Below are 25784 nucleotides of genomic sequence, written 5' to 3' on the forward strand. Positions count from 1 at the left end.
ATGAGTTTCACACCTGCTAAACGCACCTCTTTGCTGGTACTGCTGCTGCTGGTACTTTTGACCGTCGCCTTTTTCATCTGGTCAGCGATCAATCGCCATCACCTGCGGACCGATGATGCCGTGATCGCCGCTGACTACACGCTGGTGGCCCCCAAAGTGTCCGGCTATATCCGCACGGTCAATGTGACTGACAACCAGCAGGTGAAAGCCGGTGATGTGCTGGCCACCATTGATGACCGCGACTATCGTGTGGCACTGGAAACCGCCAACGCCAATCTTCAGGTCAGCGAAGCGAAACGCAGCAGCATAGAAGCCCAACTGGAGCAGCAGAAAGCGACCATCGCCCAGACCGAAGCAGCCGTTAGCGCCAGCCAGGCCACGCTGAACTACGCAGGACAAAATGCTGACCGCTATCGTCGCCTGCTGAAAAGCGGCACCGCGACCGCCGATGAGCAACAGAAATCCAGTTCAACGATGTTAAGTGCGGCAGCGCAGGTTAAGCAGAGCCAGGCTGCCGTACTGGCCGCACGCAAAGAAGTCGCCGTCTTGCAGGCAAGCGTGAAGCAGGCGGATGCGGACATTGCGGCGATGCAGGCCAGCGTCGATCAGGCGCAGCTCAACCTTTCCTATACGCAGATTACCGCACCGATTTCAGGCAGCGTTGGCCAGCGGGCCGTGCGTCAGGGGGCGTGGGTCGCAGCGGGGACACGTCTGCTGGCGGTCGTCCCCTTGCAGCAAAGCTATGTGGTGGCAAACTTTCTTGAAACCCAGCTGGCCCATGTGACCCAGGGGCAACCCGTTTCAGTGACGGTCGATGCCCTGCCAGGCGTGACGCTGCGCGGCCATGTTGACAGTATTGCCCCTGCTACAGGTTCAACTTTTGCGGCGATTACTGCTGATAACGCGACCGGAAACTACACCAAAGTCGTACAGCGTCTGCCGGTAAAAATCGTGCTGGAACCGGGCCAGTCAGACCTGCCACGACTGCGCGTTGGTATGTCCGTCGTTCCAGAATTAGAAATGCATTAATGTGAGAAAGATCCCAGAACAATCACCTTTATTTCGCAAGGGAATGCGGGTAGATTAGCGTCCGATCCTGCCTGTTTTAGGCGTTTAGAGGAATTGTTCGTGAAATATGCTTTGATGGGAATCTCTTTTATCCTGTTAATCTGGGTTGGCACTTTCTATCTGATGGTGTAGGGATAAAAGTGAAGGGGTCAGGACAACCTGACCCTTACTGTTTTCAGACGTCGTCTTCGCCGCTTTTTGTGGCACTCGCTAAAATACCCTCAGCCCGAAACATCGCTTTAATGCCTCTGACCGCCTGACGAATACGGTCGCTGTTTTCAATCAGGGCAAAGCGCACGTGCGTATCACCGTAATCCCCAAAGCCGATACCCGGCGACACACACACCTTCGCCTCCTGTAACAGCAGTTTGGCAAACTCAAGCGATCCCAGGTGCGCATAGTGGTCGGGAATTTTCGCCCAGACGTACATCGATGCTTTCGGGTTATCCACCATCCAGCCCGCCTCATGCAGACCTTTCACCAGCACGTCACGGCGGCGTTTATACTGCTCGGCAATATCGCGTACGCACTGCTGATCGCCTTCCAGCGCCGCAATCGCCGCCACCTGCAACGGGGTGAAGGTGCCGTAATCATGGTAGCTTTTGATACGCGCCAGCGCAGACACCAGCTCTTTGTTACCCACCATAAAGCCGATACGCCAGCCCGCCATATTGTAGCTTTTGGACAGCGTAAAGAACTCCACCGCCACATCACGTGCGCCCGGAACTTCCATGATAGACGGGGCTTTCCAGCCGTCGTAGACAATATCGGCGTAGGCGAGATCGTGGATCACCAGCACGTTGTACTGTTTCGCCAGCGCAATCACCCGCTCAAAGAAGTCCAGCTCCACACACTGCGCGGTCGGGTTTGACGGGAAGCCGAGGACCATCATCTTCGGCTTCGGATAGCTTTCGCGAATGGCGCGTTCCAGCTCGTTAAAGAAGTCGACGCCCGCTACCAGCGGTACAGAGCGCACCTGCGCGCCGGCGATCACCGCCCCGTAGATGTGGATCGGATAGCTCGGATTCGGCACCAGCACGGTATCGCCGTGATCGAGCGTGGCCAGCATCAGATGCGCCAGCCCCTCTTTGGAGCCAATGGTGACAATCGCTTCCGATTCGGGGTCAATGTCCACCTGGTAGCGGTCGGCATACCAGCGTGAAATCGCACGACGCAGGCGGGGAATACCGCGTGAGGTGGAGTAACCGTGCGTGTCTTCGCGCTGCGCCACGGTGCAGAGTTTTTCCACGATATGCGGCGGCGTCGGGCCGTCCGGGTTACCCATACTGAAGTCGATAATATCTTCACCGCGACGACGGGCTGCCATCTTCAATTCGGAGGTAATGTTAAAAACATACGGGGGAAGACGTTCAATACGGGAAAAACGGCGTGGGGAATTATTGTCAGTCATAGCAACCTCTGATTCACGTAAGCGCCCGGACCATCCGAGCGACGCTGACCACTGCGGTGGTCGAGGAATCAACATATCTTACCTTTCTGTAACCTGTCGATAGGCAGAATAAAATTTTTTACTGGGCCGGGTTAATGCGCCCAAACAGCCAGTCATTCACCCATTTGCCACGTAACAGGTAATTATCCCGTAGTGTCCCTTCCAGCGTGAAGCCGTTTTTTTCCAGCACGCGGCGCGAAGCATGGTTCCCCTCCACCACCTGCGCTTTCAACTTGTGAAACTCACACTCATTGAAGAGAAAATCACACAGCGCGCCCAGCGCTTCGCTGCCGTACCCCTGACCAAAACAGTCGTTCAACAGTGAGTAACCGACTTCCGCCTGACGATGCGGTGCCCACTCCGGGTTAGCTCCCATCAGCCCCACAGCCCGGCCATCCTCTTTGCGCCGCGCCACCAGGCACAGCATGTGGAAGCTGGTGATCTGCCAGGGAGCCAGACGGTCATGAAAACGCTGGCGGATATCGGCCAGTTGCGGCACCGCGCTGATAAATTTCATGCAGGTTTCATCGCTGTGTACCGCCAGGAACAGCTGCCAGTCTTCCGGCTGTAGCCGGGTCAGGATCAGTCGCTCAGTCGTGAGTTGCATAAGCCATCTCGCTAAAAGGGGAAAAACCACAAAGAACACATCTCTTTTATCTGCCGCTTTTTCGCCGTGTAATGATCCGCAGCAGTAAGGCCATGATAATGAATTTGTCACAGGAGAACGACAATGTCCCATCTCAAAATTGACAATATCCCGGATGCGATTCGCACGATAAAACAGCAGCTACGCCAGCAGCTTCCCCACTACCGCGCCGTCTTTGCCGAGCTGGATGACGAGATGCGCCTCCAGATCCATGCCCTTAAGGCAGAACAGCAGCGCGGCGAACATCCGGTGCCGGAACTTGATGCCAACGATATCCTGAACCATCACGTCACAGAACAGCAAAAAAAACGCATCCGCCAGCGCGGCTGCTGCACGGTGCGTGGCGTCTTCCCCCGCGCGCAGGCCACGGAGTGGAACACGGATATTGGCCGCTATCTTGATGACAATCAGTTTGTTGAGAAGCTGAAAAATGCGGCGGAGGATAATTACTTTGGCGATCTGAAGCAGGGAAAACCGCAGATTTATGGCGTTTACTGGTCACAGCCGCAGGTGCAGGCGCGTCAGGATGCGCGGATGCAGGCGGTACAGGTGTTCCTCAATTCCCTCTGGCAGACCGAAAGCGCGGGCAAACAGCATTTTGATCCCACGCGTAGTGTCAGCTACGCCGACCGTATTCGCCGCCGTCCCCCTCATTCTGGCTCGCTGGGCCTGTCGCCGCACATTGACGGCGGCTCACTGGAGCGCTGGCTGGATGAGAATTTCCGTCACGTTTACCGCCATGTCTTTAGCGGCCACTGGCAGCAATATAATCCATTTGATGCCGAAGGGCGCACCGAGGTGCGAGAGTTCCCCTCTCCCGCCGTCTGCTCAATGTTCCGTACGTTCCAGGGCTGGACAGCGCTGACACCGCAGCGCAAACACGGCGGTACGCTGAAACTGCTGCCAATTGCCAATGCGATGGCATGGATTTTACTGCGCGCACTACAGGATGATGTGGCAGACGATGATCTGTGCGGTGCCGCGCCAGGGCGTGCCTTATCGGTCAGTGAAAAGTTCCATCCTCTTTTACTTGAAGGTTTTTCCTCTATTCCTGATATGGAACCGGGTGACACGGTGTTCTGGCACTGCGACGTGGTGCATGCGGTGGAGAATGAACATCTGGGTGAGTTTGACAGCAATGTGATGTATATCGCTGCGGCCCCCTGGTGCGAAAAGAATGCCGCCTATTTGCAACGCCAGTGGCCCGCCTTTGTCGACGGGCGTTCGCCACCGGATTTCGCTGCGGATAATTTTGAAGTCGATTTTTCTGGCCGGGCGACGGAAGACGATTTGACGCCATCAGGCAGGAAACAGATGCTATCCCAGGACGGTTAACATTAATTGTGGCGTAGGGGCGAGGCACGCCTCGTCCTGGATCACCCCGGGTCAGGTATGCCTGACCCCTACGCAGGGGATTTGCGCATTGCACCACGTTGATGCCTGGCACATCCCCCCCACATTCCCTATCATAGGCACATTATCCCCACCAGCCGAGACGCCCGTGCATTCGATGTTTGAGATGTTGCTCGCCGTGTTTGACCGCGCAGCGCTGATGTTAATCTGCCTGTTCTTCATTACCCGTACCCGCCATTTCCGCCAGCTCTTGCAAAAAGATGAGCATTCGCGCCAGGAACTGATCGCCGTCACCACCATTTTTTCGCTGTTTGCGCTGTTCAGTACCTGGACCGGGATCAACGTTGAAGGCTCACTGGTTAACGTTCGCACCATTGCGATTATGTCCGGCGGGATCCTGTTCGGCCCCTGGGTGGGCATTGCGACCGGGGTGATTGCCGGGACGCACCGCTTCCTGATCGACATTGATGGCGTCACCTCGGTGCCCTGCCTGATCACCAGCATTGTCGCCGGGGTGGTCTCCGGCTGGATCAATCTGAAAGTGGTCAAGGAGAAGCGCTGGAGCATTGGCATTATTGGCGGGATGGCCTGCGAATCACTGACCATGCTGCTGATTGTCGTCTGGGCCTCCCCGACTGCGCTGGGGCTGGATATTGTCTCGGAAATCGCCATTCCGATGATCCTCGGTGCGGCCAGCATCGGGCTGATCGTTCTGCTGGTGCAGAGCGTGGAGGGAGAAAAAGAAGCCATTGCCGCCCGCCAGGCCAAGCTGGCGCTGGATATTGCCAATAAGACCCTGCCGCTGTTCCGCCAGGTTAACAGCCAGTCTCTTAGCCAGGTGTGCCACATTATTCGTGATGATATCAATGCCGATGCGGTGGCAATGACCAACAACACCCAGATCCTCGCCTATGTTGGTGTGGGAGAAGAGAACTACCGCGACGGTGATGATGGCATCAGCCCGACCACGGCGGCTGCGATTTCGGAAGGGAAGATCATCATCAAAAACAATGATGAAGCCCACCGCACCCCTGAAATTCATTCGATGATCGTCATTCCGCTATGGGAAAAAGGCGAAGTCACCGGCACGCTGAAAATTTACTACCGCCATGCTCACCGCATCACCTGGTCGTTGAAGGAGATGGCGGTGGGCCTGTCGCAGATTATCTCGACCCAGCTGGAAGTCTCGCGCGCGGAACAGCTGCGAGAAATGGCTAACAAGGCTGAACTGCGGGCATTACAGAGCAAAATTAACCCGCATTTCCTGTTTAACGCCCTCAATGCGATCTCCTCTTCCATCCGCATCAATCCGGACACCGCGCGCCAGCTCATTACCAATCTGTCCCGTTATCTGCGCTATAACCTGGAATTGAACGATGACGAGATCATTGATATCAAGAAGGAGCTTTACCAGGTGAAGGACTACATTGCCATCGAGCAGGCCCGCTTCGGGGATAAGCTGACGGTCATCTATGATATCGAAGAGGACGTCAACTGCTCACTGCCCAGCCTGCTCATTCAGCCGCTGGTGGAGAATGCCATCATGCACGGCATCCATCCCTTCCGGGGGAAAGGCGTGGTGTCCCTGAGTATTCACGACCTGGGCGACCGGGTGCGCATTGCGGTGCGGGATACCGGGCAGGGCATCAGTGAAGATGTGATTGCACGGGTGGAACGTAATGAGATGCCGGGGAATAAAATCGGGCTGCTGAATGTCCATCACCGGGTGAAGTTGCTGTACGGTGAAGGACTGCACATTCACCGCCTGAATCCCGGCACGGAGATTGCCTTCTATATCAGTAAAAATGGTGCAGGTTTGCCAGAAAAACCCAGTATTTCTTTGGCCTGAACCCGAGGTATGACGTGAAAGCAATCATTGTAGAAGACGAGTTTCTGGCCCAACAGGAGTTGAGCTGGCTGATCCGCGAGCATAGCCAGATCACCATTGAAGCAACGTTTGATGACGGGCTGGACGTGCTGAAGTATCTGCAAACCCATCAGGTCGACGTGATTTTTCTGGATATTAATATCCCGTCACTTGATGGCATGCTGCTGGCGCAAAATATCAGTAAATTCGCCAATAAACCGCTGATCGTGTTTATTACGGCCTACAAAGAGCATGCGGTAGAAGCCTTTGAGCTGGAGGCATTCGACTACATTCTGAAGCCCTGGTCCGAAATGCGCCTCATTACCTTGCTGCGTAAGCTGGAAAATCACGTGCAGAGCAGCGCCTCGCTCAGTCCGGCGGCCACACGTCCTGCGCCGCACACCATCAATCTGGTGAAAGACGAACGCATTATCGTCACCGATATTAATGATATCTACTACGCGGAAGCCCATGAAAAGCTGACGTTTGTGTATACGCGGCGCGAAGAGTATGTGATGTCGATGAACATGACGGAATTTTGTCAGCGGCTGCCGGATGAGTATTTCTTCCGTTGCCACCGATCCTACTGCGTCAATCTCAGCAAAATTCGTGAGATCGAACCCTGGTTTAACAACACCTATATTCTCAAACTACGCGATCTTGAGTTCCAGGTGCCGGTGAGTCGCAGCAAGGTGAAAGAGTTTCGGCAACTGATGCGGCTGTAATTATCCGCATCCGTTGCCTTGTACAGGCGGGAATTACAGTACCAGACCAAGCGTCTGACGCAGATGCGCACCCGCGCCCAGCAGGCCTGGCTGATCGTGGGTGATCAGGTAAACCGGAATGCCGGAGACGTAATCTTTAAACCGGCCTTTATCTTCAAATGCTGCACGAAAACCGGAGGCTTTGAAGAACTCCAGGAAACGCGGAACAATGCCCCCGGCAATATAAACACCGCCGAACGTGCCCAGATTCAGCGCCAGGTTGCCACCGAAACGGCCCATAATCACGCAGAACATGGACAGGGCGCGACGGCAGTCAGTGCAGCTGTCCTGCAAGGCGCGTTCGGTCACATCACGTGGTTTCAGATTTTCTGGCACCCGGTCATCTGATTTAACAATCGCCCGATAGAGATTCACCAGCCCGCCACCGGAGAGAATACGCTCGGCAGACACATGGCCCAACTCTTCGCGCAGCACTTCGAGGATCTGGTCTTCTTCTTCGCTGTTCGCGGCGAAATCAACATGCCCCCCTTCCCCCGGCAGGCTGACCCAGCGCTTATCAACATGGACCAGATGTGCCACGCCCAGGCCCGTTCCTGCGCCATACACGGCCACTGGTTTGTCCTGCACCGGCGATTTACCGCCGAACTGCAACACATGCTCTTCCTTCAGCATCGGGATGGCCATGGATACCGCAGTGAAATCGTTGATGATTTCCAGCGTTTCAAAGCCCAGGCTGGCTTTCATCTTGCTGGTAGAGAACGCCCAGTCGTGGTTGGTCATTTAAACCCAGTCTTCAGTGATCGGGCAGGCAATGGCGATACAGCCATGTTTGATGTCCTGCTGCTGCTCATCGAGATAAGCGCGGATCACCGCCTCCAGATTGTCATACTCTGCTGTGGAAAACGTTTTGGCTTGTGAAATAGCACCGCTCTCAACTTCACACAGTGCCAGACGCGCATTTGTGCCGCCGACATCACCCACCAAGGCATAGCTGGTCATTATTGTTTTGCTCCGCTCAAGTCAATTAGACACACTATAAATTTCCCCCGCTAAAACAACAACGCTCACCGGGAAAAAGGTGAGCGTTAAATCTGATAATGGCTACCTTAACGGGATTAGTGTCCCTTTCCCACGGGCAACTGTCTGAATTGCGAGTCAAACGGCGGTTATCGGCTGTTACGCTGATGCAGTGCCTGCGTGACAGACGCCAGCAGCGGCGGAATATCCTGCTGTGGCAGTACAACTTCCACCAGCGACAGGCGTGATGGCGCCTCAAGCAGCGCCATCACCTCCCGCAGCTGTACCGTTTGCGTCACACGCCAGCTCTGCGCCTGACTGTCGACGTTCAATGCCTGCGGCAGACGCGTCCAGTCCCAGGGGGCAATATCGTTATAGCGCTGCTGTGCACCGTGGATGGCACGTTCGACAGTATAGCCGTCGTTGTTCAGCAGGAAGATCACCGGGTTTTGCCCGTCACGCAGCATGGTACCCAACTCCTGCACCGTCAGCTGCGCCGATCCGTCACCGATGATCAGCACCACACGCTGCTGCGGCTGCGCGGTCTGGGCACCGAAAGCGGCCGGCAGCGTGTAGCCAATCGATCCCCACAGCGGCTGCACCAGCAAACGTGCCCCTTCAGGTAAACGCAGCGCGGCAGCGCCAAATGCCGCCGTCCCCTGATCGGCCAGCACGATATCGCCAGGGCGCAGAAAGTCCTGTATTGCCAGCCAGAACGTGCTTTGTATCAGACTGTCCGAACTCGCGCTGTCCATTTCCGGCGGTGCCACAATCCCCCGCTGCCAGCCTCGACCATGCTGGCGTGCCAGTTGATGTAACACCGCCAGCGCCGCCGCCATCGGTATGCGCGGAAAATCACGTTCGGCTATCCGGCAGCCGTGCAGGCCAACATCAATGGTCCGACTGCGGGTGATGTTTTGCGTAAATCCGGCGGTAATGGTGTCGGTATATTTCACGCCAATCGCAATGAGCACATCGCTCTGCTCAATAACGGCCCGGGTACTTTCAGCGCTGGACGATCCTGCATAGGTTCCGGCAAAGCCATACTGGGTTTCCGGCAGCACACTTTTACCCATCAGCAGCGTGGCAAACGGCATCGGAATATCCGTTAGCCAGCGCTGTAAAAGGGGCTGTTGCCCGGCACGGTCGGCGAGAAAATCCGCCAGCATCGCCACGCTGCCCGCCGCGGCCAGCAGGCTTTCAGCCTTATCCGCAAAGGCGGCGAGCTGTTCCCGATCGATTTCCCGGGCCAGTGTCAGAGGATCAACAGGCGGCGGCAACGGACTTTCCGCCACATTGGTTGCCAGTAGCAGATAGACCGGGCGGCGCTCGGTTAATGCACACAACAGGACACGATCAATCTCTGCCGCCGCGTTGTCGGCGGTAAGCACCGTAGTGGCCACCGCGATTTCCTGATGCATACGCAGGAAGTGACCGAAATCGCCATCACCCAGCGTGTGATGCAGCAGTTCGCCGTTGTTCTGTGAGGTTTGCGACGGTGCGCCGACGATATGAATCACCGGCAGATATTCAGCATAACTGCCCGCCACGCCGTTCAGAGCGCTTAACTCACCGACGCCAAACGTGGTCAGCAGCGCCGCAACGCCGCGACAGCGGGCATAACCGTCAGCAGCATAGGCCGCATTCAGTTCATTGGCACAGCCGACCCAGGCCAGCCGGGGATGATCAATCACATGATCGAGAAATTGCAGGTTGTAATCACCGGGCACCCCAAACAGGTGATCGATACCGATTTCATTTAACCGCGCAAGCAGATAGTCACCCACCGTATAGCTGTTCATCGCCCTGCTCCTCTGTGGCTTCTGTTCTCAGTATTGGTGATTATTTTCATTCTGTTATCGGAAAGATGCCGGGTGAAATGGCAACAGATCGTTACGGGCCAGGAATTATCCTTAAGTTGCGATCCGCCGCCCGATTTCATTCAGTGTAACCGTATACACTACTATGCTGTTCAACGACCCCAACGTTTTAACAACAGGATTTATTCATGGTTTATCAAGCAGATGCCCAGCGGTACGAGACAATGACTTATCACCGCTGCGGGCGCAGCGGCCTGAAGCTCCCGGCCATCTCCCTCGGTTTGTGGCATAACTTTGGTGACAGTACCCGCGTAGATAACAGTCGTGACCTGCTGCGTCATGCTTTTGATAACGGTATCACTCATTTCGATCTGGCCAATAACTATGGCCCCCCTCCGGGTTCGGCTGAAGAAAATTTTGGCCGCATCCTGCGTGAGGATTTCCGCGCCTTGCGTGATGAACTGGTGCTTTCCAGCAAAGCCGGTTACACCATGTGGGATGGCCCTTACGGCGACTGGGGATCGCGCAAGTATCTGATTTCCAGCCTCGACCAGAGCCTGAAACGTATGGGCGTGGAGTACGTGGATATTTTCTATCATCACCGCCCGGACCCGGAAACACCGCTGGAAGAGACCATGACCGCCCTTGACCATCTGGTACGCCAGGGTAAGGCACTGTACGTTGGGTTATCTAACTACCCGGCAGAGTTAGCAGCGCAGGCGATCACCCTGCTGAAAGCACTCGGAACCCCTTGCCTGATCCATCAGCCGAAGTATTCGATGTTTGAACGCGCCCCGGAAACAGGACTGCTGGATGTGCTGGCAGAACAGGGGGTTGGCAGCATCGCCTTCTCACCGCTGGCCGGTGGCATGCTGACCGACCGCTATCTTAACGGTATCCCTGAGGATTCCCGTGCCGCCAGCGGCAGTCGCTTCCTGAGTGGTGATCAACTGACGCCAGAGAAGATGGATAAAGTTCAGCGTCTGAATGCGCTGGCGCAGCGCCGTGGGCAGAAACTGTCGCAGATGGCGCTGGCCTGGGTGTTGCGCGGCGACCGGGTCACCTCGGTGCTGATCGGTGCCAGTAAAACCAGTCAGATTGATGATGCGGTGCAGATGCTGGGTAACCGTCGCTTTAGCGCCGATGAACTGGCTGAGATAGAAACGATTCTCGGTTAATATTTCAGTACGCCCGCTATCAGGGCCGATCAATAAAAAGATCGGCCCTTACCGTTAACCCCGCCTCTGCTCCCTCCAGATAAATCCCAAATCAACCTGTTCCCTGTTTTTTCAGAGTTCGCCAGGCGTAACGGCGATGAAGTGTTTATATTGTGCTCCTACGGTGGGGAAGTCAGACCACTGATAAAGGAGATAATATGAAACGCTTATTGCTTGTTGCCACGTTGCTGGCAAGTTTATCCCCGTTGGCGATGCACACAGCTCACGCCGACAGCGCCCGTATTACACTGGCGCCTGGCATTACACTGCATTTAGGCGATCGCGACGATCGTGGACGTTACTGGGATGGCGGCCGCTGGCGCGACAATCACTGGTGGCGTAATAATTATCGCTACGATGAGGGCCGCTGGTGGCGACACGAGCAGTGGCGCCGTCATGAAGAAATGCGCCGTCATCAGGAGTGGGAGCGGGAACGTCGCTGGCGCGACCACGATCGTCGCCGCTAATGGCGCCATCATGAGAATGAGCGACGTCATCATGAACGCGACCGTCACGACCGCTGGTAACAGCATGTCGCATGCCCGGCCCCAGATAAATGGGCCAGGCATGCCTGGCCCCTACAGATTTATCGCCATCGCGATAAGCAGATAACCATTCAGCACCACCACCACGGCCACAATGGCGCGGCCGACATTCTGCATCAGACGCGAGTTCACCATATCGCCCATCAGCTCACGATTGCCGGTAAAGGCCAGCAGTGGCACCAGCGCCAGCGCAATACCAAAACTTAACAGCACCTGGCTCATCACCAGAATGCGTGTTGGCTCCCAGCCCGCCATAATCACAATAAAGGAAGGCAGCATGGTGACCACGCGCCGCACCAGCAGTGGAATATGGAAGCGGATAAAGCCCTGCATCACCACCTGACCTGCCATGGTCCCCACCACCGTAGATGATAAACCGGCAGCCAGCAGGCTCAGACCGAACACCATGGCGGCGGCTTTACCCAGCAGCGGGTCAAGGGTCAGATAGGCCTGGTCAAGGTCAGCAATACCGCTGTGACCGCTAAAATGAAACGTCGCCGCTGCCGTTGCCATCATCGCCAGGTTAACAAAACCCGCAATAGTCATCGCAATCGCCACGTCCAGTTTGGTGGAGGCGTAACGCTCAGTCCGCGTGGCGCCATCGCCTTTTTGTGTCAGCGACGAGTGCAGATAAATGACATGAGGCATAATCGTCGCCCCCAGCACGCCAGCCGCCAGTAATACGGCATCTGCCGTGGGCAGCGAAGGCACGGCCATTCCCTGGAGCAAATCGACCACTTTCGGCTGAGAGAAGAACAGCTCGATCACATAAGCGGCGGCAACAAACAGCAGCAGCCCCCCAATCACCAGCTCCAGTGGCTTCTGGCCGCGACTTTGCAGCATCAGGATCAGGAAGGTGGCGACCCCGGTGAGCATCGCGCCCTGTAACAAACTGACGCCGAACACCAGTTTGAAACCGATCGCAGCGCCAATAAATTCAGCAAGATCGGTCGCCATCGCGATAATTTCTGCCTGCACCCAGTAAAACCAGACGGCGGGACGGGGGAAGCGGTCGCGGATATGCTCGGCCAGGTTTTTGCCGGTGGCGATGCCCAGCTTGGCTGACATCAGCTGGATGACCATCGCCATAATGTTCGCCCACACCACCACCCACAGCAGGGTATAGCCGTAGGAAGCCCCTGCCTGGATATTGGTTGCGAAGTTGCCGGGGTCGATGTAGCCAATTGCCGCAATAAAGGCTGGCCCCATTAAGGCAAATTTGATTTTACGACTACTGCGAATGTTCTGCTCCGCAGTGCGGCTTCCGAACATAGTTGTTACCCCTGAGACGATTCACCCGGCAACGATAGTGCCTTTATTTGATAATGATTATCAAGTGCATTTAGAACGGTTATTCTGATTGCAGTGATAGCCAGTACTATGAAGTATAGCACTGGCTATACTTTGGAATAAATTACGGCATAGCCAAAAAATCAGCAACCGTTTTCACTGTAGGGTATTCGGAAATCACTTACCAGCTAAGGGGTCATTTTTTCAGCAAAAGAGTGTTGCAAAGCATTAGAGAATCGAGCATTAAAGTGCCTGAACGTAACGTAATGGGTTCAAATCCGTTGAAAACATGTGACGGCTCAAGCTTTTCTGAAATCTGATGCAATAGGGAATTGTTATATTGCGGTATAGATCTCGTTTTTCCGGTTCTTGTTACATAGAATGTGCAACGAAATATAACAGCCCTCTAATTTGGAGCAAATATGTCCCGCATTCTGCACTTTGCTTTGGCACTGGCGATGGTCGCCCTGTTGGCCTTGTTGGTCAGCCGCGATCGTAAAAACATCCGTATCCGTTTTGTGGTACAGCTTTTAGTGATCGAAGTTCTGCTTGCCTGGTTCTTCCTGAACTCAGAAGCGGGCCTCGGGTTCGTTAAAGGTTTTTCTGATATGTTCGAAAAATTGCTGAAGTACGCGGCGGAAGGGACCAACTTCGTCTTTGGCAATATGAGTGATAAAGGCCTGGCTTTCTTCTGGCTCAACGTCCTCTGCCCTATCGTGTTTATCTCTGCGCTGATCGGTATTTTGCAGCATTTCCGCATCCTGCCCATCATCATCCGCGCCATCGGTACCGTGCTGTCGAAGGTCAACGGCATGGGTAAACTGGAATCTTTCAACGCCGTAAGTTCACTGATTTTGGGACAGTCAGAAAACTTTATTGCCTATAAAGATATCCTCGGCAAGATGTCAGAGCGCCGCATGTACACTATGGCCGCTACCGCGATGTCCACGGTGTCGATGTCAATTGTGGGTGCCTACATGACCATGCTTCAGCCGAAGTATGTGGTGGCCGCGCTGGTGCTGAACATGTTCAGTACCTTTATTGTGTTGTCGCTGATTAACCCGTACCGCGTGGACAGTGAAGAAGACCTGAAACTGGGTAACACCCATGAAGGCCAGAGCTTCTTTGAAATGCTGGGCGAGTACATTTTGGCCGGTTTCAAAGTGGCGGTGATTGTTGCCGCGATGCTGATCGGCTTTATCGCCCTGATCTCTGCCATCAATGCCCTGTTTGATACCATTTTCGGTATCAGCTTCCAGGGTATCCTCGGCTATGTGTTCTTCCCGTTTGCCTGGGTGATGGGCGTGCCGAGCAATGAAGCGTTGCAGGTCGGTAGCATCATGGCCACCAAACTGGTGTCGAACGAGTTTGTGGCGATGATGGATTTGCAGAAGATTGCCTCCACCTTGTCACCACGCGCGGAAGGCATCCTGTCCGTGTTCCTGGTTTCCTTTGCTAACTTCTCGTCTATCGGTATCGTTGCCGGGGCGATCAAAGGGCTGCATGAAGAACAGGGTAACGTGGTATCCCGCTTCGGTCTGAAACTGCTGTACGGCTCAACGCTGGTGAGTGTGCTGTCGGCATCCATTGCCGGTCTGGTGCTGTAATCACCTGGCGGGGCCTCTGGCCCCGCTTTCTTTCCTTCCCTGCCTTCCCGTCTACGCTAAGCCTTCCCACGCCTCAACCGCCTCACAGACGCTTAAACAAAGCCTAAGAGTGACCACCAACGATTCTGTCGGTGAGAAAATATCCGGAAGGGGAAAATAGAAACGAAAAAAAATCCGCCGAAGCAGATTATGGGTACATCATCGAAATTATTGAGAATTTGGTGGAGATAAGCGGGATCGAACCGCTGACCTCTTGCATGCCATGCAAGCGCTCTCCCAGCTGAGCTATACCCCCACTACTAAACTCTGCGTTTTTCGGTGCCACCCCATCTGCTGGTGAAGATGTGGTGGAGATAAGCGGGATCGAACCGCTGACCTCTTGCATGCCATGCAAGCGCTCTCCCAGCTGAGCTATACCCCCAAGCCGAAAAACTCTGTCGTGTTGACGGCGGGGATAATATGAAACAGTGGGGTTGGTGTCAACGCCAAAATAACAATCTGAGATCGATCGCTGAAAAAGCCGTCAAAGCGCCCAGAAAAGCGCTAACCCTCTGTTTTTATCACACCTGTAACGCATTACGCGCTGACTCCCCTGTATTGTGTTAATCACACGTTAATAATGAGCCTAAAAGCTACTTGTTTTTGTTAATTGACCATGCAAGACTGCGCCGGATTTTGAATGCCAGGCCTACTCCGTGACGGATGATCACCTATTTTCAGAGAGCGGCGAAATCTGGCACTTTACCAGCAACTCACAACACCAGAGCTATTATGTCCTTGCACACTCCAAAAGAGATTTCGGCTGTCGTCGTTCAGGCAGGCGTGATCAAAAGTCGTACCCCGATTTCCTCTTTATTGATCCTGGGCTTTCTCGCCGGTTCTTTTATCGCCTTTGGTTTTCTTCTCTATATTCATGTCGTCACCCAACTGCCCGTTGGCTGGGGGTCATTTGGCACGCTGCTGGGAGCGGCGGTTTTCCCGGTAGGGATTATCCTGACCGTGCTGGCGGGGGGAGAGCTGCTAACAGGCAACATGATGTTGCTGCCCGTTGCGTGGTTTGCCCGCCAGATTTCTGCGCTGAGTGTCATGCGTAACTGGTTCTGGGTCACCCTCGCTAACTTTATTGGCAGCGTCACCATCGCCTGGTTCTTCGGCCATATGCTGGGAATGACGGAAGGGGATTACCTGAAGAAAACGGTCGCCGTTGCCAGCGCGAAAGTGAATGCCGATTTCCTGCACGCCTTTATTTCTGGTGTCGGTTGTAACTGGCTGGTGTGTCTTGCCACCTGGATTGCGTTTGCCAGTAAAGATGTGGTGGGCAAAATCTTCGGGATGTGGTTCCCGATCATGGCGTTCGTTGCCATTGGCTTCCAGCACGTGGTCGCCAATATGTTTATCGTTCCTGCTGCCATTTTTGCGGGCTACCTGAGCTGGGCCGAATACCTGCCTAACTTTGTTGCGGTGTTTCTTGGCAATGCGGTTGGTGGCGCTATTTTTGTCGGTCTGGCCTATTTTGTCGCTTACCGCGCCCCACAACCTGAAAGCTCTGTTTCCCGCTAATATGAGTATCCCCTGCTGTTTTAGGGGATATTTCTCGATCCAGCACCACTTTTTTACACTTTGCCCTGCCAAGGTTAGTAATTTGTGTTAGTTGTTCGCGTGATGAATTGTTGTAATATGCTAATGACTTTTATTCGGCAAAAGGGACAAGAGCGTGAAAAAGGATTGGTTAACGCCGGAAGAACTGGCACAGCAAACAGGTTTTAGCAGACAGACTATCAATAAGTGGGTTAAGAAAGAAAACTGGACGACAGCACCGAAACCCGGCGTTCAAGGTGGGAAAGCACGCATGATTCATATTGATGAGCGCGTGAAAGTCTTTCTTAAATCCACACGTCATGCAGCAGAACCGAATGCTCAATATCGTGTAAATCAGAATTCGCTTCCTTCACTGTTAATCACTTCTCTGCAGCAATTGAGCGGTGAAGAACAGGACAAACTGGCAGCCATGCTGCTGCGCGAGGGTATTCAGGGGATTTTGCAACGACTGGGCATTAATGACTGATTAAAAACCCCGGCAATAAGCCGGGGTTTTTTTATGCTGTCTGTCAGGCTTCGCGGGTGGCGATAAACGCCAGCGCTTTTTCAATGCGTGCCACACTGCGTGAACGCCCAATGGCATGCACGGTCACATCAAGCGCAGGCGACTGCCCTGCCCCTGTTACCGCAACACGTAACGGCATACCGACTTTACCCATACCGATTTCCAGCTCATCGGCCGTTGCCTGAATGGCATGATGGACATTTTCAGCCGTCCAGTCGGTAATGGCAGCCAGCTTGTCACGCACCACTTCCAGCGGCTGACGCGCGACCGGGCGCAGGTGTTTCTTGGCTGCATCGGCATCAAATTCGTCAAATTCTTCATAGAAGTAACGACATGACGCGGCCATCTCTTTCAGCGTCTTACAACGCTCGCCCAGCAGGGTAACCAGTTGCGCCAGCTCCGGACCGGTGCGGGTATCGATGTTTTCCTGCTCGATATGCCATTGCAGATGGGTCGCAACGTATTCCGGTGCCAGGGTGTTGATATAGTGATGATTCAGCCACATCAGCTTTTCAGTATTAAAGGCGCTGGCAGATTTGCTGACCACATCAAGGTCAAACAGCGACTTCATCTCATCAATCGTGAAGATCTCCTGATCGCCATGAGACCAGCCCAGGCGCACCAGATAGTTAAGCAGGGCCTCCGGCAAGTAGCCGTCATCACGATACTGCATCACACCCACTGCACCGTGGCGCTTAGACAGCTTCTTGCCGTCATCACCCAGGATCATAGAAACGTGCGCGTAAACCGGCACCTGTGCACCAATGGCTTTCAGGATGTTGATCTGGCGCGGGGTGTTGTTGATATGATCTTCACCACGGATAACGTGGGTAATTTCCATGTCCCAGTCATCGATCACGACGCAGAAATTGTACGTTGGTGCACCGTCGGTACGACGAATAATCAGATCGTCGAGTTCCTGGTTGCTGAACTCGATGGGACCACGGATCTGATCGTCAAAGATCACAGAGCCTTCCTGCGGGTTGCGGAAACGCACCACGCAAGGTTCATCATCGGCGTGATGCTCATGGCTGTCGCGGCAGCGGCCGTCATAACGTGGCTTCTCGTTGTTAGCCATCTGGTTTTCACGCAGCGCTTCCAGACGTTCTTTCGAGCAGTAGCACTTATAAGCGCTGCCTGCTTCCAGCATCTGATCAATCACCGCGTTATAGCGGTCAAAACGTTTGGTCTGGTAGTACGGGCCTTCATCCCAGTCGAGATTCAGCCAGTTCATGCCATCCATAATGGCATCGATCGCCTGCTGAGTTGAACGCTCCAGGTCGGTATCTTCGATACGCAGCACAAACTCACCGCCGTGATTGCGGGCAAACAGCCAGGAGTAAAGTGCGGTACGAGCGCCGCCAACATGCAGGTAACCAGTTGGGCTGGGAGCGAAGCGGGTTTTGATTTTCATTAATGAATGCCTTATTACGCGGAGGCTTTGGCCAGAGTCAGAACAATTTTTTCGTGGGCCACATTCTATCACCTGCGGGCGAATCCTCAACGCGAATCCCTGTTTGCAGCCAGGGATTCGCCCCCATGGTGCTCAGCAAGCCACTGTTTTTGCCTGAAATGAGAACATCCTGATTATTTTTACGACGAACACACATTTTACGCTGAAAAAGCGTTGACTCATTTCCGCGTATCCCTATAATGCGACTCCACACAGCGGGGGTGATTAGCTCAGTTGGTAGAGCATCTCCTTTACACGGAGGGGGTCGGCGGTTCGAGCCCGTCATCACCCACCATTAATGATATGAATGATGCCCGCGTAGTAAGCAGTACCCAGAGATTTGAGATATGGGTGATTAGCTCAGTTGGTAGAGCATCTCCTTTACACGGAGGGGGTCGGCGGTTCGAGCCCGTCATCACCCACCATATCTCGGTGAATTCTCGGTAAGCAGTAACGATATGGGTGATTAGCTCAGTTGGTAGAGCATCTCCTTTACACGGAGGGGGTCGGCGGTTCGAGCCCGTCATCACCCACCATATCGGGTCGTTAGCTCAGTTGGTAGAGCAGTTGACTTTTAATCAATTGGTCGCAGGTTCGAATCCTGCACGACCCACCAATTCAGAGAAAAGCGCCTAACAGGCGCTTTTTTCGTTTCTGTGCGGTGAAGCTTAACGTGCAGGATGAGAACCTGCAGCAGGTTCGACAAAATTGCACTGCAATTTTGTGCCGATGCGCCAGCATCACCCGCAGGGCGAGCATCAATATGATGCGAGGCATATCCTGCACGACCCACCAATGTAAGAAGGCGCCCTAAAGGCGCCTTTTTGCTGTCTGCGATTTACTCTTCTGGTTTTCCTTTCACATTCTTATCACTCCTTTTACGCTTTATTGCCTCAAGTCTACAGTGCTTCGGTCCGATAACCCGTATTGGTTAATTACAAAGGAGACAGAGATGACAACCATCAATACCAGTTCCAGCGTATCCAGCGGTGCCAGCAGTGGCAGTGCCGTTTCACAGACTGCCAGCATCGCCAAGCAGATTACTAAGCTGCAAGAACAGCTGAAAAGCCTGAGCGGCGATACCACCCTGACAGACGATCAAAAAGCTGAACAGCAGCAGATGATCGAAAACCAGATTGCCATGCTGGAAGCACAGTTAGCGCAAATCCAGCAGCAGCAGGCAGAAAAAGCAGCCGAAAAGCAGGAAGCCAATAAAGCAGCGGACAGCGGTAGCAGCAAAATTGCTGACGGTGTTAACCGCCCGACTGAAAATAATAAGCTGAATGTCTATATCTAAAATGGCGATGCGCTAGCACGCTGTTGCGTCAGCAGCTCTGCCTGCTCCCCCACTTCCTGCCATATGGCTTCTGCGGCGGGCGTCAGCGAGCGGTTTTTACGCCTGACCAGCATAATGGTGCGGTTGATCTCTGGCACAATCCGACGCACCAGCAGCGGCCTGCCCTGTGGTAATGGCAGCGCCAGTGCCGGAAGAATACTGATGCCGATCCCGGCTTCTACCATCGGATACAGCGTGGCCGGATGGCCGATCTCCTGAGCAATCTCAGCCTGCACCTGCTGCACACGCAGCGCTTCATCAATCAGCACGCGACTGCCAGACGCATAGTCCTGCAATACCAGCGTGCGCTGATTGAGCATATGCCAGTGGATTGTCTCCTGCTGTGCCAGCGGATCGTCCTGCCTGCACAGTAGCAGAAACGGCTCATCCAGAATCGCTTCGCACTCAAGGTCATCCGCCTGTAGCGGCCCGACCACAATGCCAAAATCCACTTCCGCATTGCGGATGCTTTGCAGCACCCATTGTTGCGGGCGATCGCGCAACATCACTTTGATTTCCGGGTAATGCAGCTGCCCCGCCGCCAGACACTGCGGCATCAGATGCGCAGAAATGGTCTGACTGGCCGCCACACGCACCGTACCGCTGCGCTGTTGCCCATAGCTGCGCACATCCAGCAGCGTGGTATTCAGCTCCTCCAGCAGCCGCTCAAGGCGGCTGGCGAGCTGCTCTCCGGCTTCCGTCAGCAGAACCTCCCGCGTTGTGCGATCAAGCAGACGGATACCCATTTCACTTTCCAGCTCTTTAATACTGTGGCTCACCGCCGACTGGCTAAGGCCAATCAGCTGGCCCGCCTGGCTGAAACTCCCCTGCTGGGCAACGGCAACGAACACCCGCAGCTGGCGTAATGTGTAATTCATCGATTCGGCTCATATATGAATTCAATAAATCAATTTTATTTCTAAACCCTGCCAGCGCACAATAGCCGCATGATTTTTTAACCAGGCATTAACAATGGGTATTTTTCGTATCGATCCACTGATGTTGAAACTGATTATCACCGTGCTGCTGGCGTCATTTCTGCCTGCGCGCGGTCATTTTGTCGATTTTTTTGAATGGCTGACAACGGCAGCCATCGCCCTGCTGTTCTTTATGCATGGCGCCAAGCTGTCGCGAGAGAAAATTATTGCGGGCGGCGGCCACTGGCGCCTGCATCTGTGGGTGATGTTCAGCACCTTTGTGCTGTTCCCGGCACTGGGCATGCTGTTTGTCTGGTGGCATCCGTTGAATCTCAGCACAGAGATTTATACCGGGTTCCTTTACCTGTCTATTTTGCCTGCCACGGTGCAGTCATCCATCGCCCTGACCTCACTGGCGGGCGGTAACGTAGCCGCTGCGGTGTGTAGCGCCTCGGCATCGAGCCTGCTTGGGGTCTTTATTTCACCCTTGCTGGTCAGCCTGTTGATGAATGTCCACAGTGATGCCGTGGGCGGCAGCCTGGAGCAGATTGGTAAAATCATGCTGCAACTGCTGGTACCGTTTGTTGTCGGGCATCTTTCCCGTCGCTGGATTGCTGACTGGGTGGAAAGAAATCGTGGTCTGATTGGCAAAACCGATCAGGCCTCAATCCTGCTGGTGGTTTATTCGGCCTTCAGTGAAGCGGTAGTGAACGGCATCTGGCACCGTGTCGGCGTGATGACGCTGGTGTGGATTGTGGTGGGTAGCCTGGGTCTGTTGTTCGTGGTGCTGGCGATTAACCTGGCGGCCGCGCGACTGTTTGGCTTTAACCGTGCGGATGAGATTACCATTCTGTTCTGCGGGTCGAAAAAGAGCCTGGCAAACGGCGTACCAATGGCCAATATTCTGTTCCCGTCGGCCGCCGTAGGGATTATCGTGCTGCCGCTGATGATCTTCCATCAGGTGCAGTTAATGGTGTGTTCAATGCTGGCCCAGCGCTACAAAAAAGCAGGCGAAAAACTGGCTGCGCAGCATAAGGCGAGCCGTTCGAAACCCGCGGTGATGGAGTCGCAGAAATAAGTGAGATTACGGGGCCTGGTGGCCCCGTTTTAGCGGTTTCACCAGACCTTCCAGCCCTTCTATTTTGATGGCCAGCGTGATCTGCATCAGCTCCCCTAGGTGGCCCTGAGGAAACTCATCTTTGCGGGCAAACCACAGCAAATACTCTTCCGGCAGGTCAATCAACGCCCGGCCTTTGTATTTGCCAAACGGCATTTCGGTATTGGCGATCTCAATCAGGTGCTGTTTTTCCATGTCATTCACCCAGTAAACGTATCATTTCCGCTTCGTCGATCACCGGAATACCCAGTTCCTGCGCTTTAGCCAGCTTGGAGCCTGCGGCCTCTCCGGCGATCACCAGATCCGTTTTCTTCGACACGCTGCCACTCACTTTCGCACCGAGCGCCGCCAGGCGGTCTTTGGCTTCATCACGCGACAGAACGGTCAGTGAACCGGTCAGTACCACGGTTTTCCCGGCAAACGGGCTATCGATCTCTTCCGCTTTCACGACCACAACGTCAGGCCAGCTTATACCGGCTTTCTCCACCAGCAGGCGGATCACTTCACGGTTACTCTCTTCATCCAGGAAGTTCCGCACGTGGCTGGCCACCACTTTGCCGACATCCGGCACGGCAATCAATGCCTCCAGATCCGCCGCCATCAGCGCCTCCAGCGTACCAAAATGCGCTGCCAGGTTAGCCGCCGTCGCCTCACCGACTTCACTGATGCCCAGGGCATACAGGAAGCGGGCAAAGGTGGTCTGCTTCGCTTTCGCCAGCGCATCTACCACATTCTGTGCCGATTTCGGCCCCATACGATCCAGCCCGGTCAGTTTACCCGCCGTCAGATCGAACAGGTCGGCCGGGTTCAGGACGTACTCTTTATCCACCAACTGGTCGATAATCTTTTCGCCCATTCCGTCGATATCCAGTGCCCGACGCGAGACAAAGTGTTTTAACGCGCCTTTGCGCTGTGCGCCACAGATCAGGCCGCCCGTGCAGCGAGCAACCACCTCGCCCTCCACGCGCTCAACGTCGGAACCACAGACCGGACATTGGCCAGGAAACACTACGTCACGGGCATCTTCCGCGTGATCGACCACGCTGACCACTTTCGGGATCACATCACCCGCGCGGCGGATCACCACGCGATCGCCGATCTTCAGCCCCAGCCGTTCAATCTCGTCAGCGTTGTGCAACGTGGCATTGCTGACGATAACCCCGGCCACCAGCACCGGCTCCAGTCGGGCTACCGGGGTAATCGCCCCGGTACGCCCCACCTGGAACTCAACGTCACGCACGACCGTCATCTGCTCCTGAGCGGGGAATTTAAAGGCGATCGCCCAGCGAGGTGCGCGGGCAACAAAGCCCAGCTGTTCCTGGCGATCCAGCGAATCCACTTTGATCACCACGCCATCAATATCAAAACCCAGCGTTGGGCGAGCGGTTTCTACTTCACGGTAAAAGGTCAGCACTTCATCGGCGTTATGGCACAGGCGCACGCGGTCGCTGACCGGTAAACCCCAGGCTTTAAACTGTTGCAGGCGCCCCCAATGGCTGCGCGGCATCTCGCCCCCTTCCAGCAGCCCGAGGCCGTAACAGAAGAACGTCAGCGGGCGTTTGGCGGTAATACGCGGGTCAAGCTGACGCAAAGAGCCCGCAGCAGCGTTACGCGGGTTAGCAAAGACCTTACTCCCGGTACGGCGCGCTTCGTCGTTCATTTTTTCAAAACCGGCCAGCGGCATAAACACTTCACCGCGCACTTCCATGCGCGCCGGAATATTGTCACCGCTGAGACGCAACGGGATGGCGCGAATGGTGCGCACGTTAGCCGTGATATTTTCACCCGTGGTGCCGTCGCCACGCGTTGCTGCACGCACCAGCTCACCGTTTTCATACAGCAGGCTGACCGCCAGCCCATCCAGTTTCAGCTCACAGCAGAAGGTGATGTCATCGCTGTTTTTCAGACGATCTTTCACACGCTTATCGAATGCCAGGTAGCTCTCTTCATCGAAAGCATTATCCAGCGACAACATCGGCACTTCGTGGCGCACCTGATCAAAAGCCGCCAGCGGTGCAGCGCCAACGCGCTGGGTGGGTGAATCAGCGGTTATCAGCTCCGGATGAGCCGTTTCCAGCTCACGCAGTTCACCCATCAGGCGATCGTACTCCGCATCCGGCACTTCCGGTGCATCCAGTACGTGATACTGATGTTCATGGTGGCGAAGCAGGGTTCGCAAATGGTTGATTTTGTTTTGTACGGATTCCATAGCGGCACCATCAGAGATAAAAAACCCCCGGAGACCGGGGGTTCAGGAAGAGATTGCGGATAAAGATAAAATTAGTTGCTGTTAGCGTCAATCACATCGCGAATGCGTGCTTTATACGTTTCCAGCTTTTGCGGTGTCATCATGCGGCGTTCATCATCCAGTACAACACCACCGACATCGTCGGCGATACGCTGGGCAGATTGCAGCATCAGCTTAAAGTTCTGATGCGCATCGCCGTAGGACGGCACCATCATAAAGATCGACACGCCCGGCGTGGTGAAATCAGACATGTTGTCTGGATTAAACGACCCCGGTTTTACCATATTCGCCAGACTGAACAGGACCGGGCCGCTGCCCGCCGGGTTCAGATGACGATGGAAGATATTCATTTCACCAAACTGGAAACCGGCTTGCAGCACACCCTGTAACAGGGCTTCACCGTTGATGCTGCCACCCGCGTGGGCAGAAACATGCAGCACCAGCACCGTCTCTTTCCGACGTGCTTCTTCGCGCTTCGCTTCGGCAATCTCTGCGGCTGATGGCGGCACGGCCTCGGGTTCAGGCTGAGGTTGCACTGGAACAGCAGGCGCGACCTGACGGATCGGCTCAGGCTGACGCAGAGGTTCAGCGACTTCCCGTTCGGGTTCAGGGGCATGCTGCAGCGCACCACCGAACAGCGGATCGGATTCAGGTTGTTCATCCACCACCGGCTGATGACGAACCGGTTCAGGCTGCGGGCGAGGTTTGGGTTGACGCGGCGGCTCATCCCCGGCATTAAAGCCACTCAGGGAAGGCTCCGATGGCTCAGGCTGGCTGCGTTGTACACGCACTTCGCCCACGCTCTCATCTTCGTCCTCGAACGCTTCTTCTCTATCCTGCTTTAAACGTTTGTGTGGGCGATCACGAAAAACGGATGAGCGCTCTTTACGGCTGGTCCACAGGCCGTGAAGGAGAAGCGCTATTATGGCGATCGCGCCAACAACGATTAATATCAGACGCAAATCCTGCATCATTGTATTCTCTGTTGTTCCAATACCTTGCCACCGCGGCAAACTTTATCCTCTAACTGTATTTGCCCAGGTACACAAGTGCAAGTCTGTGCAGTATTTTCTGACAAATATCCCAGTCTGAGGCCGCTTTTTTGCTGATTTTTCGCTCAAAGTCCCTCTGTAAAGGGAAAAAAGCTGAGTTATGATAACCTTCGCCTGCCCATTCAAAGGAGAAAAGCAGTACATGTCACCTCACAATTCTGATCCGACACACAGTGGCGTCCACTATTTTGCCCAGGGATGGAAGCTGATCCTTCTCCCGGGTATCCGTCGTTTCGTCATTCTTCCACTGCTGGTCAACATCCTGTTAATGGGGGGCGCTTTCGTCTGGTTGTTTGGCCGTCTCGGCCACTGGATCCCAGAATTGATGGCGATGATCCCCAGTTGGTTGCAGTGGTTAAGCTATTTGCTCTGGCCGCTCATGGTCCTGTCGATTATTTTAGTCTTTAGTTACTTTTTCTCCACCATTGCCAATTGGATTGCCGCGCCTTTCTGCGGCCTGCTTGCCGAACAATTGGAAGGCCGTCTGACCGGCAAGCCGTTGCCCGATAATGGCTGGAGCGGACTGGTGAAAGACCTGCCGCGTATCATGAAGCGCGAATGGCAAAAACTGGCTTATTACCTGCCCCGCGCCCTGGTGCTGTTTTTGCTTTATTTTGTGCCGGTATTCGGTCAGACCGCCGCCCCGGTATTGTGGTTCCTGTTCAGCGCGTGGATGCTGTCTATTCAGTACTGCGATTTTCCCTTCGATAATCACAAAGTGAGCTTCCGCCAGATGCGTTCCGCGCTGCGGCAGAATAAAACGGAGAATATGCAGTTCGGGGCACTGGTGAGTTTATTCACCATGATCCCACTACTGAATCTGGTGATTATGCCGGTAGCGGTCTGTGGGGCCACCGCCATGTGGGTGGATAAATATCGTCCGCATCTGGCGCTGAACCGATAGATCATCACGGGCCGACTGACAGGCGTGGTCGGCCTTGCCCACCGGGGA

The 25784-nt window shown here is 54.6% G+C and carries 22 protein-coding genes, 6 tRNA genes and 1 pseudogene; 17 read left to right on the forward strand and 12 right to left on the reverse strand.

Going from position 1 to position 25784, the window contains the following annotated elements; all coding sequences use genetic code 11:
• Nucleotides 1-1029, forward strand: coding sequence for an HlyD family secretion protein (locus tag WH277_RS21965; protein ID WP_339506924.1), 1029 nt, complete (start codon nt 1-3; stop codon nt 1027-1029).
• Nucleotides 1030-1128: 99 nt separating this feature from the next.
• Complete coding sequence (gene ypdK / locus WH277_RS28795; protein WP_133842100.1) at nt 1129-1200, forward strand: membrane protein YpdK; 72 nt, start codon at nt 1129-1131, stop codon at nt 1198-1200.
• Between the two features lie 43 nt (nt 1201-1243).
• Here the strand turns inward: ypdK and alaC are convergent, their stop codons facing one another.
• Complete coding sequence (alaC, locus tag WH277_RS21970) at nt 1244-2479, reverse strand: alanine transaminase (RefSeq protein ID WP_133841229.1); 1236 nt, start codon at nt 2477-2479, stop codon at nt 1244-1246.
• 118 nt (nt 2480-2597) lie between these two features.
• Complete coding sequence (locus WH277_RS21975) at nt 2598-3125, reverse strand: GNAT family N-acetyltransferase (RefSeq protein WP_339506926.1); 528 nt, start codon at nt 3123-3125, stop codon at nt 2598-2600.
• Nucleotides 3126-3248: 123 nt separating this feature from the next.
• On the opposite strand from WH277_RS21975, the gene WH277_RS21980 reads away from it, so the two are divergent.
• From WH277_RS21980 to WH277_RS21990, 3 genes are all read left to right on the forward strand, one after another.
• Complete coding sequence (locus WH277_RS21980; RefSeq protein ID WP_339506928.1) at nt 3249-4499, forward strand: DUF1479 domain-containing protein; 1251 nt, start codon at nt 3249-3251, stop codon at nt 4497-4499.
• A 184-nt stretch (nt 4500-4683) separates the two neighbouring features.
• The gene (locus tag WH277_RS21985; protein WP_133842099.1) at nt 4684-6366 is read left to right on the forward strand and encodes a LytS/YhcK type 5TM receptor domain-containing protein; all 1683 of its coding nucleotides are present in this window, start codon (nt 4684-4686) and stop codon (nt 6364-6366) included.
• Nucleotides 6367-6380: 14 nt separating this feature from the next.
• Entirely contained in the window at nt 6381-7109 is a 729-nt protein-coding gene (locus WH277_RS21990) for a LytR/AlgR family response regulator transcription factor (RefSeq protein ID WP_133841226.1), read from the forward strand.
• 33 nt (nt 7110-7142) lie between these two features.
• On the opposite strand, the pseudogene glk reads toward WH277_RS21990, so the two are convergent.
• Nucleotides 7143-8108, reverse strand: a pseudogene (gene glk / locus WH277_RS21995) (glucokinase).
• Between the two features lie 167 nt (nt 8109-8275).
• A complete protein-coding gene (locus WH277_RS22000; RefSeq protein WP_159336161.1) occupies nt 8276-9928 on the reverse strand; it encodes an alpha-keto acid decarboxylase family protein in 1653 nt (550 codons plus the stop codon).
• 206 nt (nt 9929-10134) lie between these two features.
• Between WH277_RS22000 and mgrA the strand changes: the two genes are divergently transcribed.
• Together mgrA and WH277_RS22010 are read left to right on the forward strand one after the other, a co-directional pair.
• Nucleotides 10135-11124: an L-glyceraldehyde 3-phosphate reductase gene (gene mgrA, locus WH277_RS22005; protein WP_133841223.1), complete on the forward strand. Its 990-nt coding sequence runs from the start codon at nt 10135-10137 to the stop codon at nt 11122-11124.
• A 197-nt stretch (nt 11125-11321) separates the two neighbouring features.
• On the forward strand, nt 11322-11630 hold the full coding sequence (locus WH277_RS22010) for a DUF2502 domain-containing protein (protein WP_339458328.1): 309 nt from the start codon (nt 11322-11324) through the stop codon (nt 11628-11630).
• Nucleotides 11631-11741: 111 nt separating this feature from the next.
• Here WH277_RS22010 and WH277_RS22015 read toward each other — a convergent pair whose 3' ends face one another.
• Nucleotides 11742-12980 (reverse strand): Nramp family divalent metal transporter, encoded by a 1239-nt coding sequence (locus WH277_RS22015; protein WP_133841221.1) that lies wholly within the window; start codon nt 12978-12980, stop codon nt 11742-11744.
• A gap of 440 nt (nt 12981-13420) precedes the next feature.
• Between WH277_RS22015 and WH277_RS22020 the strand changes: the two genes are divergently transcribed.
• The gene (locus WH277_RS22020; protein ID WP_133841220.1) at nt 13421-14605 is read left to right on the forward strand and encodes a NupC/NupG family nucleoside CNT transporter; all 1185 of its coding nucleotides are present in this window, start codon (nt 13421-13423) and stop codon (nt 14603-14605) included.
• A gap of 219 nt (nt 14606-14824) precedes the next feature.
• On the opposite strand, the gene WH277_RS22025 is transcribed toward WH277_RS22020, so the two are convergent.
• A tRNA-Ala gene (locus WH277_RS22025) sits at nt 14825-14900 on the reverse strand.
• Between the two features lie 50 nt (nt 14901-14950).
• A tRNA-Ala gene (locus WH277_RS22030) sits at nt 14951-15026 on the reverse strand.
• 350 nt (nt 15027-15376) lie between these two features.
• On the opposite strand from WH277_RS22030, the gene WH277_RS22035 reads away from it, so the two are divergent.
• Together WH277_RS22035 and WH277_RS22040 are read left to right on the forward strand one after the other, a co-directional pair.
• Complete coding sequence (locus WH277_RS22035) at nt 15377-16165, forward strand: formate/nitrite transporter family protein (protein WP_133841219.1); 789 nt, start codon at nt 15377-15379, stop codon at nt 16163-16165.
• 154 nt (nt 16166-16319) lie between these two features.
• Nucleotides 16320-16670, forward strand: coding sequence for a YfeC-like transcriptional regulator (locus WH277_RS22040; RefSeq protein ID WP_133841218.1), 351 nt, complete (start codon nt 16320-16322; stop codon nt 16668-16670).
• A gap of 43 nt (nt 16671-16713) precedes the next feature.
• Here the strand turns inward: WH277_RS22040 and gltX are convergent, their stop codons facing one another.
• A complete protein-coding gene (gene gltX, locus WH277_RS22045) occupies nt 16714-18123 on the reverse strand; it encodes a glutamate--tRNA ligase (RefSeq protein ID WP_133841217.1) in 1410 nt (469 codons plus the stop codon).
• A gap of 258 nt (nt 18124-18381) precedes the next feature.
• Between gltX and WH277_RS22050 the strand changes: the two genes are divergently transcribed.
• The 5 genes from WH277_RS22050 (at nt 18382) to WH277_RS22070 (ending at nt 19459) form a co-directional block, all read left to right on the forward strand.
• Nucleotides 18382-18457 (forward strand) — tRNA-Val (locus WH277_RS22050).
• A gap of 54 nt (nt 18458-18511) precedes the next feature.
• Nucleotides 18512-18587 (forward strand) — tRNA-Val (locus WH277_RS22055).
• A 35-nt stretch (nt 18588-18622) separates the two neighbouring features.
• Nucleotides 18623-18698: transfer RNA gene (locus WH277_RS22060), tRNA-Val, on the forward strand.
• 4 nt (nt 18699-18702) lie between these two features.
• Nucleotides 18703-18778 (forward strand) — tRNA-Lys (locus tag WH277_RS22065).
• A gap of 336 nt (nt 18779-19114) precedes the next feature.
• Nucleotides 19115-19459, forward strand: coding sequence for a FlxA-like family protein (locus WH277_RS22070; RefSeq protein WP_133845962.1), 345 nt, complete (start codon nt 19115-19117; stop codon nt 19457-19459).
• On the opposite strand, the gene WH277_RS22075 is transcribed toward WH277_RS22070, so the two are convergent.
• The gene (locus WH277_RS22075; RefSeq protein ID WP_339506931.1) at nt 19456-20376 is read right to left on the reverse strand and encodes a LysR family transcriptional regulator; all 921 of its coding nucleotides are present in this window, start codon (nt 20374-20376) and stop codon (nt 19456-19458) included. The genes WH277_RS22070 and WH277_RS22075 overlap by 4 nt on opposite strands.
• Before the next feature lie 94 nt (nt 20377-20470).
• Between WH277_RS22075 and WH277_RS22080 the strand changes: the two genes are divergently transcribed.
• The gene (locus WH277_RS22080) at nt 20471-21493 is read left to right on the forward strand and encodes a bile acid:sodium symporter family protein (RefSeq protein WP_133845960.1); all 1023 of its coding nucleotides are present in this window, start codon (nt 20471-20473) and stop codon (nt 21491-21493) included.
• A 6-nt stretch (nt 21494-21499) separates the two neighbouring features.
• Here the strand turns inward: WH277_RS22080 and WH277_RS22085 are convergent, their stop codons facing one another.
• The 3 genes from WH277_RS22085 to zipA all read right to left on the reverse strand — a co-directional run bounded on the left by WH277_RS22085 (nt 21500) and on the right by zipA (nt 24754).
• Nucleotides 21500-21727 carry a DUF3820 family protein gene (locus WH277_RS22085; RefSeq protein ID WP_133845959.1) on the reverse strand — a complete coding sequence of 76 codons (228 nt, stop codon included), beginning with the start codon at nt 21725-21727 and terminating at the stop codon, nt 21500-21502.
• 1 nt (nt 21728) lies between these two features.
• Nucleotides 21729-23741, reverse strand: a complete 2013-nt coding sequence (ligA, locus tag WH277_RS22090) for an NAD-dependent DNA ligase LigA (RefSeq protein WP_133845958.1) — start codon at nt 23739-23741, stop codon at nt 21729-21731.
• A gap of 71 nt (nt 23742-23812) precedes the next feature.
• Complete coding sequence (gene zipA / locus WH277_RS22095) at nt 23813-24754, reverse strand: cell division protein ZipA (RefSeq protein WP_133845957.1); 942 nt, start codon at nt 24752-24754, stop codon at nt 23813-23815.
• A gap of 220 nt (nt 24755-24974) precedes the next feature.
• Here zipA and cysZ point away from each other — a divergent pair, with 220 nt between their 5' ends.
• A complete protein-coding gene (gene cysZ / locus WH277_RS22100; protein WP_133845956.1) occupies nt 24975-25736 on the forward strand; it encodes a sulfate transporter CysZ in 762 nt (253 codons plus the stop codon).
• Nucleotides 25737-25784: the final 48 nt, after the last annotated feature.

The sequence above is a fragment of the Erwinia sp. MYb416 genome, from assembly GCF_037479575.1.
Classification (GTDB): domain Bacteria; phylum Pseudomonadota; class Gammaproteobacteria; order Enterobacterales; family Enterobacteriaceae; genus Erwinia; species Erwinia rhapontici.

Excerpts from the sequence above, each read along its gene's own strand:
- WH277_RS21965 (WP_339506924.1), top strand. The coding sequence starts at position 1 with ATGAGTTTCACACCTGCTAAACGCACCTCTTTGCTGGTACTGCTGCTG.
- alaC (WP_133841229.1), bottom strand. The coding sequence starts at position 2,479 with ATGACTGACAATAATTCCCCACGCCGTTTTTCCCGTATTGAACGTCTT.
- WH277_RS21975 (WP_339506926.1), bottom strand. The coding sequence starts at position 3,125 with ATGCAACTCACGACTGAGCGACTGATCCTGACCCGGCTACAGCCGGAA.
- WH277_RS21980 (WP_339506928.1), top strand. The coding sequence starts at position 3,249 with ATGTCCCATCTCAAAATTGACAATATCCCGGATGCGATTCGCACGATA.
- WH277_RS21985 (WP_133842099.1), top strand. The coding sequence starts at position 4,684 with ATGTTGCTCGCCGTGTTTGACCGCGCAGCGCTGATGTTAATCTGCCTG.
- WH277_RS22000 (WP_159336161.1), bottom strand. The coding sequence starts at position 9,928 with ATGAACAGCTATACGGTGGGTGACTATCTGCTTGCGCGGTTAAATGAA.
- mgrA (WP_133841223.1), top strand. The coding sequence starts at position 10,135 with ATGGTTTATCAAGCAGATGCCCAGCGGTACGAGACAATGACTTATCAC.
- WH277_RS22010 (WP_339458328.1), top strand. The coding sequence starts at position 11,322 with ATGAAACGCTTATTGCTTGTTGCCACGTTGCTGGCAAGTTTATCCCCG.
- WH277_RS22015 (WP_133841221.1), bottom strand. The coding sequence starts at position 12,980 with ATGTTCGGAAGCCGCACTGCGGAGCAGAACATTCGCAGTAGTCGTAAA.
- WH277_RS22020 (WP_133841220.1), top strand. The coding sequence starts at position 13,421 with ATGTCCCGCATTCTGCACTTTGCTTTGGCACTGGCGATGGTCGCCCTG.
- WH277_RS22035 (WP_133841219.1), top strand. The coding sequence starts at position 15,377 with ATGTCCTTGCACACTCCAAAAGAGATTTCGGCTGTCGTCGTTCAGGCA.
- gltX (WP_133841217.1), bottom strand. The coding sequence starts at position 18,123 with ATGAAAATCAAAACCCGCTTCGCTCCCAGCCCAACTGGTTACCTGCAT.
- WH277_RS22070 (WP_133845962.1), top strand. The coding sequence starts at position 19,115 with ATGACAACCATCAATACCAGTTCCAGCGTATCCAGCGGTGCCAGCAGT.
- WH277_RS22075 (WP_339506931.1), bottom strand. The coding sequence starts at position 20,376 with ATGAATTACACATTACGCCAGCTGCGGGTGTTCGTTGCCGTTGCCCAG.
- WH277_RS22080 (WP_133845960.1), top strand. The coding sequence starts at position 20,471 with ATGGGTATTTTTCGTATCGATCCACTGATGTTGAAACTGATTATCACC.
- WH277_RS22085 (WP_133845959.1), bottom strand. The coding sequence starts at position 21,727 with ATGGAAAAACAGCACCTGATTGAGATCGCCAATACCGAAATGCCGTTT.
- ligA (WP_133845958.1), bottom strand. The coding sequence starts at position 23,741 with ATGGAATCCGTACAAAACAAAATCAACCATTTGCGAACCCTGCTTCGC.
- zipA (WP_133845957.1), bottom strand. The coding sequence starts at position 24,754 with ATGATGCAGGATTTGCGTCTGATATTAATCGTTGTTGGCGCGATCGCC.
- cysZ (WP_133845956.1), top strand. The coding sequence starts at position 24,975 with ATGTCACCTCACAATTCTGATCCGACACACAGTGGCGTCCACTATTTT.